The 15,062-nt window shown below is 31.4% G+C and carries 9 protein-coding genes; all 9 read right to left on the bottom strand.

All coding sequences use genetic code 11. The features are described 5' to 3' along the window. Positions 1-3 precede the first annotated feature (3 nt). The 9 genes from ACSIGC_RS16630 to ACSIGC_RS16590 all read right to left on the bottom strand — a co-directional run bounded on the left by ACSIGC_RS16630 (position 4) and on the right by ACSIGC_RS16590 (position 15,036). Positions 4-1,134, bottom strand: coding sequence for an AGE family epimerase/isomerase (locus tag ACSIGC_RS16630; protein WP_442265898.1), 1,131 nt, complete (start codon positions 1,132-1,134; stop codon positions 4-6). An 11-nt stretch (positions 1,135-1,145) separates the two neighbouring features. Then, complete coding sequence (locus tag ACSIGC_RS16625; RefSeq protein WP_442265897.1) at positions 1,146-2,540, bottom strand: MFS transporter; 1,395 nt, start codon at positions 2,538-2,540, stop codon at positions 1,146-1,148. 5 nt (positions 2,541-2,545) lie between these two features. Then, the gene (locus tag ACSIGC_RS16620) at positions 2,546-3,562 is read right to left on the bottom strand and encodes a LacI family DNA-binding transcriptional regulator (RefSeq protein WP_442265896.1); all 1,017 of its coding nucleotides are present in this window, start codon (positions 3,560-3,562) and stop codon (positions 2,546-2,548) included. A gap of 3 nt (positions 3,563-3,565) precedes the next feature. After that, entirely contained in the window at positions 3,566-3,802 is a 237-nt protein-coding gene (locus ACSIGC_RS16615; protein ID WP_442265895.1) for a GntT/GntP/DsdX family permease, read from the bottom strand. Further along, the gene (locus ACSIGC_RS16610) at positions 3,795-6,050 is read right to left on the bottom strand and encodes a glycoside hydrolase family 3 N-terminal domain-containing protein (protein ID WP_442265894.1); all 2,256 of its coding nucleotides are present in this window, start codon (positions 6,048-6,050) and stop codon (positions 3,795-3,797) included. The genes ACSIGC_RS16615 and ACSIGC_RS16610 overlap by 8 nt, the downstream gene beginning before the upstream one ends. A 12-nt stretch (positions 6,051-6,062) precedes the next feature. Then, positions 6,063-7,037 carry an SMP-30/gluconolactonase/LRE family protein gene (locus tag ACSIGC_RS16605; RefSeq protein ID WP_442265893.1) on the bottom strand — a complete coding sequence of 325 codons (975 nt, stop codon included), beginning with the start codon at positions 7,035-7,037 and terminating at the stop codon, positions 6,063-6,065. A gap of 1 nt (position 7,038) precedes the next feature. Beyond that, the gene (locus ACSIGC_RS16600; RefSeq protein WP_442265892.1) at positions 7,039-10,245 is read right to left on the bottom strand and encodes a VCBS repeat-containing protein; all 3,207 of its coding nucleotides are present in this window, start codon (positions 10,243-10,245) and stop codon (positions 7,039-7,041) included. Positions 10,246-10,432: 187 nt separating this feature from the next. Then, positions 10,433-11,971, bottom strand: a complete 1,539-nt coding sequence (locus ACSIGC_RS16595) for a RagB/SusD family nutrient uptake outer membrane protein (protein ID WP_442265891.1) — start codon at positions 11,969-11,971, stop codon at positions 10,433-10,435. Between the two features lie 29 nt (positions 11,972-12,000). Continuing rightward, entirely contained in the window at positions 12,001-15,036 is a 3,036-nt protein-coding gene (locus ACSIGC_RS16590) for a SusC/RagA family TonB-linked outer membrane protein (protein WP_442265890.1), read from the bottom strand. Positions 15,037-15,062: the final 26 nt, after the last annotated feature.

The following is a 15,062-nucleotide window of genomic DNA, read 5'->3' as shown; positions in this document are numbered from 1 at the left end:
ATTTTAAATAAATGAAGTACACATTCTAACGATATGATATGGTGATTTCCACATGGTAACTTTAGGTACAATTATTGGTTTTCTATCTACAGATAACTTTTCATGCCACTCACCATTTTCGTTATCAATAAAATATTTCTTGGTAAAATTAAATAACTTATTTAGATATGTTAGATATTTTTCATTTTTCGTAAACTCATAAAGCTTTTGAAAAGCAATAATAGTTTCAATTTGCATCCACCATTGAAACTCTTTAATGAAATTTTTATTTTTTACATTTTGAAACATATATATACCTCCTACTTCGTCAATTAACTCCATTGAAAGTTGACAATAATTTTCAAGTTTAGTAACTAACTTTTCTTGAAGTTTATGTTCATCAACCAACTTTGAAAAATCTAACAACATAGAAGGAACTTCAGCGTTATGTCCAATTGAAATATTTTCAGTTTTTGATTTCCAGTTCTTATCAAAATCTAGCTCACAAAACTCATTTTGATGTAGAAATTTATTCATTAAAATTTCAAATAAATTCTGAATTCGATCTTTAAGTTGATCTGTTTTATAAAATCTATAAAGATTAGTATATGCTTCCAAAAGATGCAAATGAGTTCCTAAATTTATTATCTCTCTATTTATTTTTAAATCACATGTTATTTCGCTTAAATAAAAATTACATTTTTCTTCATAAAAATTATCTTCAATAAACATAAATAATTCAACACATTCATTCTTTACAAACTCATTTTCAGAATACAAATAATACTCTGTAAATGCCAATAAAGTATAAGCCTGAGCTATCGCTTTTTTATTTCTCTTTATAGACCTCCCCTTATAATCAACATTCCAAAAATATCCCTGATGAATTATATCTAAAAAATGATTTTGTATGTATAAATAACTTCTCTCTATACATATAGAAAACTGTTCAGTTTTTAAATGATTTGCCACTTTTGCAAAAGACCATAACAATCGAGCATTTAAAATAATTCCTTTATCACTATTTGCTATAGGATTACCATAAAAATCAAGTTTACCATAAAAACCTCCATGATTAAAATCATGAGTTTTTGCAGACCAAAAACTCATGACTTCTGAAAGTACAGCAATCATTTCTTCTTTTAAAGAATACATTTAAAAACTGGTTAATTACTTTCTGCTGTTCTTTGGATTTTTAACTCTTCTTCGATCTCTTTCATTCTTTTTTGAGTTAATGGATAAGCTAATAATGCCACAACACCTAACAACACAAATACCGCTGGAACAATACTCATATTTAGTTTAATTCCTTGTAACATTTCTGCTGTTTTGACAGCTGCTTGTCCGTCGTAGTTATATAAATTCAGAACTGCTAAAGTGATAGCTCCTGCTACACCTCCACCGAATTTCATAGCAAAAGTTCCTGCAGAAAAAATTAACCCTGTAGCTCTTCTTCCGTTTTTCAACTCTGAATAATCAGCAGCGTCACCTAACATTGCAAAGAATAAAATGGGCATTAAACCTGCTCCGAATTCTGAGATAATTCCTAAAGTAAAAATGGAACCTATTTGATTTGCTTCTAACCAATACATTGCAGCAACAGAAGCTGCAGAAAATAAAATACTAAAAATGAATAATTTTACTTTCCCAAAAAACTTAGTTAAAGTTGGAGCAAAAAATGTAGAAATCATAGAAATAACTAACAGTGATAATAAATACAAACCTGCTAATCCGTTTTTACCACCCCAACTCGTTAAACTTCCGAAGAAATTATTTTCATCATTCACATAATGTGTAAAATAGAACATTATTGAACTTTGCTTAATAATGTTGTATGTAACAAATACAAAACCAATAAATAATAAAATTAACCACGGTTTATTATTTGCTAAATCTTTATAATCTTTTGATAAATCGCCTGTTTCAACAGATTTCACACGCTCTCTTGTAGTATAAAAAGTGATCAAAGAAAAACACACTAAAACAAATGCCAACACATACATAGTGTATTGATAGCCTGAATTTTTATCTCCATTTCCTAAAAAGTCAACTAAAGTAATTACACCAATAGTAGCAATTATACCTCCTAAATAGGCTCCAAAAAAGCGAAAAGAAGATAACACTGTTCTTTCTTTCTGACTCGTCGTCATTACTCCCATCAAAGCAGAATATGGAACATTATTCGCCGTATACGCGAGAATATAAAATATAGACGTTGCATATGCCCAGAAAATTTTTCCTCCTAAACTTAAATCGGGAGTTGTAAATCGTAATACTAAAGCTACACCTAACGGCAAAGCTGTCCAAAGTAACCATGGCCTGAATTTCCCCCATTTTGTTCGGGTTCTATCAGCAATATTTCCCATGATTAAATCTGTTGCTCCGTCTCCTAAGCGAACTACCAATAACAATGTTGCTACAGCTGCCGTTCCTAATCCGAAAACATCGGTATAAAAAATTGGTAAGAAAGGTCCCATTGTCCTCCATGCAATATTAGCTGCTGTATCTCCTAAGGCATAGCCTATTTTTTCTTTTAATGATAGTTTACTTAATTCTGACATATACTTTATTTGTATTTGGTTGTTTCTCTATGTATTAAACTGGTATCGATAACTAAAGTTTTGTTTTCTGACACGTCTTTTTTCTCTATTCTGTCTATTAATAACTGTAAAGCTCTTTTTCCGATTTCTTCGGTATGTTGGCTTATCGTTGTTAATTTTGGATTGGTAAAAACCACTACATTCTTTCCTGAAAAACCTATGATAGAAAGTTCTGAAGGCATTGAAATGTTGAATTTCCTAGCAATATTTAATGCAACTACACCTAACACATTATCAATTGCAATTATTGCATCAATATCTTTATTTGCTGCCATGATTTTTTCAATACTATCATCGACATTAGCGTCGTTAGTAACTTCAAGAATTATTGGTGAGTTTTTATATGAATTAGATTCTTCAATTGCTTTTTTATAACCATCTACTCTTAACTTTCCAACATTTAATCCTGTTAAAGAATCTAAGAGTATAATCTTTTTTCTTCCTTCAGAAATTAAATAATTCGTTGCTTCGTAAACAGCTTTTAAATCATCGATAATCACTTTATCACAATCGATAGATTTTATAAAACGATCGAACATTACCACAGGTAATCGATTGTATAACATTAATTCTTCTAAATGTTCTACTTCACCTGAAGTTTGCGTTTCTTCTGCTACAGAAATTAAAAATCCATCTACACTTCCATCAGTTAAAAGCTCGATACTCTTTTTCTCTTTATCGATAGATTCATTTGAAATACAGGTAATAACACTGTAATCGCGTTTAGAAGCTTCTTGCTCTATACTATGAAGTGATCTTGCAAAAAATGGATTCAAAATATTTGGTAAAACAACACCAATGGTTCTTGTTTTACTTTTCTTTAGACTTAGCGCAGCTTTGTTTGGTTTGTAATTATATTTTTTTGCTAATTCTTTAACTTTAGCAATGGTATCTTCACTTATTTCGTAACTATTGTTTAATGCTTTAGAAACAGTAGATATCGATACATTTAATTCTTTGGCTAAATCTTTTAGTGTAATCATGGCTTAAACGAGTAATGATAAAATGGTTATTATAGTAAAACTTGTTAAAGCTAATATAGTTGTCATTACCGTCCAACTTTTAAACGTTTGTTTTTCTGTTAATCCTAAATATTTTCCAACGAGCCAAAATCCACTATCGTTAACATGAGACATTATTGATACACCAGAAAATACAGCAATTACTAAAGTAGATTTTCCATTATCACTTACTCCCATTAAGATGATAATTTTACTACTCATAAACGAAACTACCTTTTAATCCTTCTGCAGAGTTTTTTCCGATCCAAACATTAAAATCTCCTTTTTCTACTCCGTAAATAAGTTCGCTGTTGTAATATTTTAAATCTTTCACTCCAATAGAAAAACTTACTTTCTGTTCTTCTCCTTGCTTTAAACTTACTCTTTTAAATCCTTTTAATTCTTTTACAGGTCTTGTTATGCTTCCAACAACATCTTGCACATAAAACTGTACTAATTCTTCACCGTCTCTTTCACCAGTATTCTTTACAGTAACCTCAACAGTTATTTCATTTGTATCAGTTAATTTATTCGTTGATAATTTTAAATTACTGTACTCAAAAGAAGTGTAACTTAAACCATAACCAAAAGGAAAATGAGGCGTGTAACCCGCATCTAAATAATGAGAAGTATTACCTAAAGAACTTTGCCAAGCTCCTACAGGAATATTGTTCATTTGCACAAACTCTTTTGGAATTGCTGGTCTTCCTGTATTTTTATGATTATAATACAATGGCAATTGACCTGCTACTTTCGGCCATGTAACTGGTAAACGCCCTTGAGGCTCTTTTACACCAAACAGCATGTCGTGAATAGCAGGTCCTCCCATAGTTCCTGGATGCCAAGCCATTAAAACAGCATCGACATCGTTAATAATATTTGTTAATGTAATTGGTCTACCTGCCATGATAACCAACACAATTGGTTTTCCTGTTTTTGCCAATTCTTTAATTAATTTTTCTTGCGCTCCTGGTAAATCTATATTCGCTCTACTATGCGCTTCACCAGAAAGAATTGCTTCTTCTCCACCAATAAAAACAATAACATCTGATTTTTTTCCTGCGGCGATTGCTTTTTGAAAATCTTTTTCAGACAAATCTCTACTGTACGATAATCCTTCTACGAAGTTGTAATTCACATTTGTTTTTTTAAAACTTGCTATTGGAGTTATTGTATGGGTTTTATCTCCATCGAAAGTCCAAGTTCCTAATTGTTCTCGTGGTTTATCAGCTAATGGTCCGATTACGGCAATTTTAGTTTCTTTTCTGAAAGGCAAAATATTTCCTTCATTTTTTAATAAAACAGAACTTTCAATTACAGATTTTTTTGCCAATTCTAAATGTGATTCAGCATATAAATTTCCAGTATGATTTTTATCTCTATTCGGATTGTCAAATAATCCCATTCTAAATTTTACTCGTAAAATCTCAGCTACTAAACTGTTGATTTGAGTTTCGTTTAATTTTCCTTCTTTTAGTAAATCTTTTATATGATTTTCATAGGAATTACTAGTCATTTCCATATTTAAACCAGCTGTAATTCCAATTTCAGCAGCATGTTTTTCATCTTTAGCAAATCCATGAGGAATCATTTCAGTTACGGAATTCCAATCACTAACTACAAAACCATCAAACTTCAATTGTTCCCTTAAGATATCTTGCAATAACTTTTTATCACCAGAAGCTGGAATTCCGTTAGTTTCATTAAACGAAGTCATTACCGTTTGACTTCCTGCTTCAAAAGCCGCTTTAAAAGGAGGCAAATACACATTTTGCATTAACTCCTTATTAAGGATTGCTGTGTTGTAATCTCGACCACCAATAGCTGCTCCGTAACCAATAAAATGTTTTGCACAAGCAATCATACTTGTAGAACTTGTTAAATCTTCTCCTTGAAAACCTTTTATATATGCTGTTGATAATTTTGATGCTAAATACGGATCTTCACCAGGAGATTCTGCGATTCTTCCCCAACGACTATCTCTAGCAATATCTAACATTGGAGCGAATGTCCATCGAATACCTGAAGATGAAGCTTCTACTGCAGCTACTCTTGAAGAAGCCTCTACAGTTTCTGGATTCCAAGATGCTGCCAATCCTAAAGGAATTGGGAAAATTGTTTTAAAACCATGGATGACATCTCTAGCAAAAATTAATGGAATTTGATTCGGACTTTCCTCTGTTGCAATTTTTTGTAATTCATCTACATAATCCGTATTCATTACATTTAAAAAAGCTCCTACTTTACCATCTCTCACCGCTTGTTTTAATTCTTCTGGTAACGAACCTTTTACTCTACTCGATGTTCCTCTTAAATTTAATTGTCCGATTTTTTCTTCAATGGTCATTTTAGCCAATAAAACTTGAACTTTCTCTTCAACAGGGTTATTACTTGTATTTTTTGTTTCTTCATTTTTACATGAAACCAACACTAATGCAAGTGTATATATGATTAATTTGGTTATTTTCATTTAAATAGTTGTTTATTTTAATTCAGCAATTTGAATACTTGGTTTCTTAAAAAAGTTGCTTTTAACTCCTTTTTCTTTTAGTTTAATTTTGAACACCGAACCTGCTAAAGGAAATTGTTTTTTCTCATCATCAGTCATATCTACAGAAGCTGTAGTTATGTATAATTCATCAAAATTATCGCCACCAAAAGCACATGAAGTTACGTTGTGTGCTGGTACTTTAATTTTCTTCTCTAAGGTTCCTGTTTTTGGATTGTACTTTGCCACAGCATTTCCATTCCACATACCAACCCATAACATGTCTTGATCATCTATTGCCATTCCATCAGGAAAACCATCTTTTGGATCGACAGTTACCACTACTCTTTCATTAGAAATTTCACTTGTTTTTTTATCATAATCGAAGGCACGAATTGTTCCTTTAGGTGTGTCGATATAATACATAGTAGATTTATCTTTTGACCAAACAATTCCATTAGAAATTGTAATTCCATCTAGCATTTTATCACTCTCTCCTTTTTCATTAATTTTATACAGGTTCGCATTTGGTTTATTTTGTGCTAAATGCATTGAACCTACCCAAAGATTTCCATTCGGATCACACTTTCCATCGTTAAAACGATTTTCCGTAATATCTGACTCAACATCTGACAACAACGATAATTCTTTAGTTCTTGTATTTACAACATAAATTCCGTCTTCTAAAGCTACAATAGCTTTATTTTTGTCTTCACTTGGGACAACAGTACCAATTCTACAAGGCATTTCTATTGAAGAATTCTGCTTTGAACTTGGATTATAAATATGTAATTTCTTTCCTTCTATATCGATCCAATACAATTCTTTAGAAATATGATTCCATATTGCTCCTTCTCCTAATTTTGCATCAATTTTAAACTCTAATTCTGCTTGTTCTTTAACTTGTTTTACATTCTCTTTGCACGCTATCGCGTTTAAAATTACCAAAAGGACTATTATTTTCTTCATCTTATTTTTCAACTTTTATAAACTGAATGTAATCGTTGTTTTTGATAGAAATTATGTGTTCTTCTCCTGCTATATGTATTCGCTGTAAATCTTTCACATCCCCATTTGTAAAGAAACCGCTTTCTGTAACCGGAACAGGATTTAAATTACCGTTTCCATCACCATGTAATAGCAATCCATAACCTGCATCGTTTCGAGGTGTTTCTACTTCTGAATTGTGTAAATTTCCTGCGATTAAAATGTCTTTATTACCATCACCATTATAATCATCTACAAGAATTTGATTAATGCTCGACAACTGTGCTTCTACAGGAAGCTTTTTAATTTCGAATTTTCCATTCTTATTTTCTAGATAAATACTGGCAAATGATTTTACTTGGTAATGCAACGAGTTTTCTAAATTCTTTTTCCCATAAACATCAATTAAAGTTGCTCTAGAAAACTCATCATAATTTTTAAATTTCTTTTTAATCCCAGGAACTTGTTCAGAAGAACATTGCCTTCCTCTTACAGGGTATTGCTTTCCTTTATTGTAGTAACTTAATACGATATCTGACTTTCTATTTTTATCAAAATCTTTCATGTAGATATCGAAAGTTTCATCTTCAGTAGCTTTATATTTATAGTTTAATCCGTTGTTTCCTAATACAAAATCTAAATCTCCGTCGTTATCAAAATCTCCACTTGCGATACTCCACCACCAACCTGTAGTATCTTTTGATAAACCTAATTTTTCGGAAACATCCGCAAACTTTCCTTTATTATTTTTAAATACTTTTATTGGCATCCATTCGCCAACAATGATAATATCGTCCCAACTATCATTATCAAAATCAACAACTAAAGCACTAGTTGCCATTCCTAAATCTTGAAAACTAGGCGCGATGTTTTCTGTAACATTATTAAATTGAACTGAAGTATTTGTAGATGTATTCTCGAGAATAAAAGAAGATGTTGGCATTGGATATTTCCCTGCTAATTGTCTTCCTAAAACTAAAACATCTTGTTTTCCATCTTTATTAAAATCAATTTTATACGCTTTAGATCCACTAATTTTTAATTCTGGAATTGATTTCGATTTCAAGAATTTTCCATTTCCATCATTTATATATAACCTATCTATAAATCTCTTAGAATCTGAAGAAAATTCGTAACCTCCGCTAACTACATATAAATCTTGATCCCCATCATTATCAGGATCAAAGAATAAAGTTCCTGTGTCTTCTGATAATTCATCTTTTTTGAAAATTGTGGTTTTATCTTCTTGAAAACCATCTTTGTTTTGAATAAATAATTTTGCTGATTTTCCATAAGAACCTCCAATATAAATATCTTCTAAACCATCGTTATTCACATCTGCAACTCCAACAGCTGGTCCTAAAGTTGACATTTTATGCGGTAACAAAACTTGCGTTTGAAAATCGTCGTGTTCGTTTTCAAAATGTTTGATTTCTTCAGATAATTTTTGATTGGTGGTAAATAATAAGTTTGCACTTTCCTTATTTATACTAACTTTTGCTATAGCTTTTTCTTTACTAAAAAATAATGTTTGGTTGGGTTTTATATTTTTTACAACCTCAATATTTTTTGTGTCCCAAATAACTTTTACACTATCTATTTTTGAAATATTTCCTAATCCGAATAATAATTCTGGAGCAACTGAAGATTGAAAACCTCTAGTTAATGTTAACTCTTGAACTTGTTTTTGATTTTTAGTAAAAACGAGAACTCTCGCGTTTATTCCGAAAGAATTTTGATAATCTCCTTTAAGTTTCACTTTTAAGAAGTTATTCTTTTCCGAAGCATTATTCTTAAAAATCGTGGCAACCTCATCAATATTATTCACAACTAAATCTAAATCTCCATCATTATCTAAATCTCCATAAGCTACACCATTTGAAAAACCTTTATGTTCAATTCCCCATTCTTGATTGACTTTTGAAAATTCTAATCCGTTATGATTTTGAAACATAAAATTATCAATCTTCTCACTTGGTATTTTTTTTGTTTTATCTAATAAGGTAAGATTATCGTATTTTTCATCACCAATACTATTAAAGAAATCTTTATTATTTACTTCTCTTCTTGTTCCATTTGTGATATATAAATCTTTATAACCATCGTTATTAAAATCGGCAAATAATGGAGCCCAACTCCAGTCTGTAGAAGAAGTTCCGGTTAAACGTGAAACATTAGAAAATCTTGGAATTCCATTTTCAATATATCCAGAATTTAACTGTAAGCAATTGTGCATATACTGATAATGAAAACCATATAAAACTGTTTCATAAAACAACCTTGGATTCATACTAGACATGTTGGCTTTTTGACGACGATTGTCATCAGAATCCATATCTGCTTGAAAAACATCCATAAAACCATCGTTATTGATATCTGCAATATCGATTCCCATACCATAAAAAGCTGTTTGTGAAGTAGCTTCTTTAATTACTTCTTTAAAAGTTCCATCTTGATTGTTGATGTACAAGAAATCTGGCACACTATAATCATTAGAAACATATAAATCTGTCCATCCATCATTATTAATATCTGAAGCTGTAATTCCTAATGAAAAACTATAGTTTTGAACTCCGCTTTCTTTAGAAATATCAGTGAATTTTCCATCATCATTTCTATACAACCTATCTGATTCTTCAGGTTTAATATTTTCCATACGATGCTTGTATACCATATTTGAAGTTGAAGGATGTGCTCGTGGATAATTAGCTATGTACGCATCTAAATCTCCATCATTATCATAATCGAAAAAAGTAGCTTGCACAGAATTTCCTGTATCAGCTAAACCATATTCTTCAGCTTTTTCAGTGAATGTACTGTCTTTATTATTGACAAATAATTGATTTTTTTTATCACCATCGATACCTGAAACAGAACAATAAATATCCATATAACCATCGTTATTGATATCGACCATTGTAGTTCCTGTATACCATCTATTATCTCCAGAAATCCCTGAAATATCAGTAATATCTTCAAATTTTAAATCACCTTTATTTAAATATAACTTATTAGAAACCTGATTTCCAGTAAAGAAAACATCTAATAATCCGTCATTATTAATATCTCCAATAGAAATTCCCCCTCCCATATAAATAGAAGTATAAGTGAAGTAATTAAATTTTTCTGTTTCCTTTAAATCATTACTAAAATTGACATTTGTCTCCTTAGAATCTACCTTAGAAAACATTTTAAAATTTATTTTTTTTTCAGTTTGAGGTTTGCATCCCAATAAAAGGGCAATAAGAAAAAAACTCTGAAAACTTCTCATAAATAACAGATAAATAATTAATAAAGCAGCATGAAAAATCATACTGCTTTACTAAGTTTAGATTATTAATTCAAATACAATCTACAGCTATGATATTTTATTAAAATTAGTATCCTGGATTTTGATCTGCATCAGTAAGTCCAGTATTCTTATCAATTTCAGTTTGAGGAATTGGGAATAAATCGTTTTTAGATGTATAACCAGTACCAGCTAATTCTGTAGCTGCTCTTCCCCATCTTACTAAATCCCAGAAACGTTGACCTTCGTGAGCTAATTCTAAGAATTTTTCATTCACAATAGCATCAAATAAACTACTCCCAGAAGTAGCAGGATCAATATCAGCTAAACCAGCTCTTTGTCTAATTTTATTTAACTCAGTTCTAGCAGCTGGGTCATTTCCTGCTTGATTGTATGCTTCAGCAGCTAATAACAATACCTCTGCGTAACGGAATAAACGGAAATTTGTAGTATAATTTAATTCACGAACTCCTCCTGAACTAGTATCTTCAGATTTTGTAGCGTACTTTAAACGTATAGCACCTTCATAATCCCAAATTACACCTCCTGTAGCTGAACCAGCATCTACTGCTCCACCTGCTGCAATTAACTCAGCTTCTGTCATTAAAGTTGCTCTTTTTCTCACTACATCACCACTAGTATCAAATGCCATTGCTAATTTATTCGTTGGTAAATTGAATCCCCAACCATTTAATAAACCAATAGAATTCACATCAAAAATCCCATCTCCTCTTGGCCCCATTAATTGGATATGTAAATTACTTTCGTTTCTACCTCCCCAAGCAATATTTCCCCAATCTCTTCCTGTAGTAGAAATATATCCTAATTCTAATAATGATTCTTGACCGAATTCATTATCTACAGACCAAACATCTGCTGGAGTTGCTTCTAAATCATGAGAGGGATCGTTTATTACTGATTCAAAAAATGGAATAGCTTGATTATAATTTCCTTCAAAAACTAAAACTTTCCCCATTAAAGCTTCAGCCGCTCCTTTAGAAACTCTAAACACATCTGACACTGCTGATTTTGATGGTAAAAACTGAATAGCATCTGTTAAATCTGCTTTAATTTGCGCATAAATTTCAGAACGTGGTGATTTACCTAAACCAAAATCTTCAGCACCTTGTGGTAATTGTAAACGTAATGGCACATCACCAAACATTGTGGTTAGCTCAAAATAACACCAAGCTCTAAAAAACTTAGCCTCAGCAGCTGCTCTATCTTTATTACTTAAACTACTACCATCTAAATTTTGAATAACTAAGTTAGATAATGCAATAGTTCTATAATACAAATCCCAAATACTTTGTATTGAAGAATTTGATGTAGATACATTTGTATAATCATCAATATCTTGTAATCGTTGCTGATCACCTGAATTTCCTCCGGCTGCATTTGCATCATCTCCTGGTAATAATTTCACTAAAAATGCACTATGCCAATCTCTAGCATAATTAAACTGCATTAGATCATAAATTCCAATAACAGCTTGCTCAACATTACTTTCTTCTAAAAAGAAAGTATCAAGATCTTGAACATTCTCTGGAGGATTGTTTGTAAAATCCTCACTACATGCAATAATTCCTAAGCAAATAAACGCTAATACAAAAATTATTTTTTTCATTTAATTAATTTTTATTTTGTTAAAAATGATTAAAAGTTAACTGAAAATCCAAAAAGTGCTCTTGCCGCTGTTGGATAAAAACCTCTATCTACCCCCGTATCATTAAAACTGAAGTTACCTACTTCTGGATCTAAACCATTATACCCAGTAAAAGTGAAAAAATCATCCAAAGACACATACAATCTTACTCTATTCATATGCAACTTATTTGCAAAAGTTTCCGGTAATGTGTAACCTAATTGAATTTGTTTAATTCTCATAAAAGAACCATCTTCTACAACCAAATCTGTGTCATATGCAGATGTAACATTTGCTGCAGAAGGGAAAGTAGCATTTGTATCTCCAGGACCAGTCCATCTTCCCTCAAAAAACTGAACTGGTTTATTTGTTATTGGTCTTGAAGGTTGATGATATGTTGCGAAAATATCATTCCCTATAGTTCCTTGAAACTGTAAATTAAAATCGAATGCTTTATAACCTAATCTTATATTACCTCCGAATAACATATCTGGATGCGGAGAGCCAATAAAAGTTTTATCAGCATTATTAATAATCCCATCACCATTAGTATCTACTTTATTAACTTCTCCAGTTGTAGCATCTATACCATTAGTTTCGAATCCATAAAAATACCAAGCTGGAAATCCTTCAGAAAACCTTGTAACACCATCATCATTTTGTGGTGCTCCTGCTCCAACTAAAGAAGTACCGTCTGGTAAAAATTTAATTTCTGTCACTTCATTATCTAAAGTTGAAATATTTGCATTAATTTGATAACTAAAATCACCTGAAGTCGTATCAGAATACCCAATTTCGAACTCAAAACCTTTATTTACTATTGTACCTGCATTAAATGAATTTGAATTAAAACCAGCAGAACCTGGAGTGATCAAACTACCATCTAGCACTATTAAATCTCTTGTTGTTTTCTGGTAATAATCTGCAGAAAAATTTAATCTACTTTCAAAAGCTCTTATATCAATACCAAAACCTAATTGTTCTGAAGTTTCCCAAACTAAATTCGGATTTGCAAAACCAGTAATTTGAGCTCCTACATTTCCTAAATAACTTAATGTAGCTCCATTATCTTCATTAGTTACTGCAATCACATCTGAATTTCCTGCTAAATTACCTTTGTTTCCGTTTTGTCCCCAACTAGCTCTGGCTTTAAAATAATTCACCTTAAAATCATCAGACCAAAAATCTTCTTTTGATATTACCCATCCAGCAGAAAATGATGGAAATATCGCAGCTCTATTTGCTGAAGGAAATTTATCTGACTTATCTCTTCTTACTGTAGCTTCAAATAAGTACTTCTCATTAAAATCATATGATAAGCGACCATACATTGAAACTAAATTATCCCTAAAAGTTCTAGTAATAGGTGAGTTAGGATCAAATGTAAATGCTGATGAATTAGGATTAAAACCTCTAAATAAATTTACTGGAGCAGATAATGATCTTGTTGTAAATGTAGGCCTTCTACTTTGTTCTGCTGAAAAACCTGCTAAAATTTTAAAATTATGTTGATCAAATGATTTTTCATAAGATGCAAAATTCTCCCATAACCATCTGCTAAAACGAACTTTAGAATCTCTAATATTATACTGAGTATTAGACGCTTCAGAAGCTACATAGTAAGCATTTGTATTGGTACTATTTAAAAATAAATTTTGTTCAACACCATATCTTGTTGTAAAATTTAACCCTTCAATTATTTTAGCCTTTAAATATAGTGTTGATAAAAATTGACTTGTACTACTTAAATTTTGTTGAATTGAGTTAGCAAAAGCTACAGGATTAATAACTTCTCCTGTTGAATAAGTTGGATAACCATAGACATTTCCGTTACTATCTCTTAAAACTGGTACTCCATTATCTCTTGATCTTTGTATTACACTTGCTGGAACACTTCCTACCTCATAAGTAACAGGCGTTAAAGGATCTATAATTAATAAATTTTGAATCACACCTCTAGTATCACTATTTTCAGAAATACCTCTTCTCTTTATAAATGCAGCATTAGCATTTCCACCAAACTCTAACCAATTTGTTATATCTGTTTTAATGTTCAAACGCATTGAATTTCTTTGAAAATTGGAGTTATCTCCCCCTACAATTCCATCTTGATCTGTATGACCAACAGAAAAATAATAAGAAGTACTTTTTGTCGCTCCTGACATACTAAAATCATAACGTTGCATAAATGCAGAATCAAAAGTTTCATCAATCCAATCTGTATCTACACCATTATCAACTACAGCTGTTATTCCTCCTTCATTCATGTAAGTTACGAACTGCTCAGCGTTCATTAATTCCATGTTAGTGTTTAAGTATTGCATACCTAACTGAGAACTAAAAGAAAACTGAGGACCTCCAACACGTCCCTTTTTGGTAGTTACAATTACTACTCCATTAGCTCCTTCAGTACCATAAATAGCTGCAGAAGCCGCATCTTTTAAAACCTCTATATTAGCAATATCAGATGGCGCAATATTGTCAATTGTAGTCACTTTCATTCCATCTACAATAAATAATGGATTTGAACTTCCACTTGATCCTGTACCTCTAATACGAATCTTAGTCTGTGAACCTGGAGAACCAGAAGACGAAGACACCGTTACACCTGATGCACGCCCCTGTAAAACTTGATCTACGCGTTGATTAGAAACACTTTGTATTTCTTTACTATCTATACTAGAAATAGCACCAGTTACCAAACTTTTCTTTTTAGTTCCATAACCTACTACAACTACTTCTTCTAATGTACTTGTATCTTCTTCAAGAATCACATTAACATTAGTTCTTCCATCTACAGCAATTTCAATTGTTTTGTATCCTAAATAACTGAAAACTAAAACATCATTAGGTTTTACATCTTTCAACGAATATTTACCATCAAAATCTGTCTCAGTTCCACGAGTGGTTCCCTTGACAATTATATTAACCCCAGGAAGCGGTCCGGATTTGTCGGATACAACTCCATTTACATTTTGTGCATTTAGACCGAAAGTAGATATCAGTATAAATGTTAGCAAGAAAAACGAAAAGATATTTTTTTTCATATTAATAAGTAATTTGGTCATTTTTT

The sequence above is a fragment of the Tenacibaculum aquaeponti genome (assembly GCF_052084715.1).
Classification (GTDB): Bacteria; Bacteroidota; Bacteroidia; order Flavobacteriales; family Flavobacteriaceae; genus Polaribacter.
This window is presented reverse-complemented; position numbering and strand designations above follow the sequence as displayed.

What these genes read in the sequence shown, in the direction of transcription:
- ACSIGC_RS16590 (WP_442265890.1), bottom strand. Translation starts at nt 15,036, where the DNA reads ATGAAAAAAAATATCTTTTCGTTTTTCTTGCTAACATTTATACTGATA.
- ACSIGC_RS16630 (WP_442265898.1), bottom strand. Translation starts at nt 1,134, where the DNA reads ATGTATTCTTTAAAAGAAGAAATGATTGCTGTACTTTCAGAAGTCATG.
- ACSIGC_RS16625 (WP_442265897.1), bottom strand. Translation starts at nt 2,540, where the DNA reads ATGTCAGAATTAAGTAAACTATCATTAAAAGAAAAAATAGGCTATGCC.
- ACSIGC_RS16595 (WP_442265891.1), bottom strand. Translation starts at nt 11,971, where the DNA reads ATGAAAAAAATAATTTTTGTATTAGCGTTTATTTGCTTAGGAATTATT.
- ACSIGC_RS16620 (WP_442265896.1), bottom strand. Translation starts at nt 3,562, where the DNA reads ATGATTACACTAAAAGATTTAGCCAAAGAATTAAATGTATCGATATCT.
- ACSIGC_RS16615 (WP_442265895.1), bottom strand. Translation starts at nt 3,802, where the DNA reads ATGAGTAGTAAAATTATCATCTTAATGGGAGTAAGTGATAATGGAAAA.
- ACSIGC_RS16610 (WP_442265894.1), bottom strand. Translation starts at nt 6,050, where the DNA reads ATGAAAATAACCAAATTAATCATATATACACTTGCATTAGTGTTGGTT.
- ACSIGC_RS16600 (WP_442265892.1), bottom strand. Translation starts at nt 10,245, where the DNA reads ATGTTTTCTAAGGTAGATTCTAAGGAGACAAATGTCAATTTTAGTAAT.
- ACSIGC_RS16605 (WP_442265893.1), bottom strand. Translation starts at nt 7,037, where the DNA reads ATGAAGAAAATAATAGTCCTTTTGGTAATTTTAAACGCGATAGCGTGC.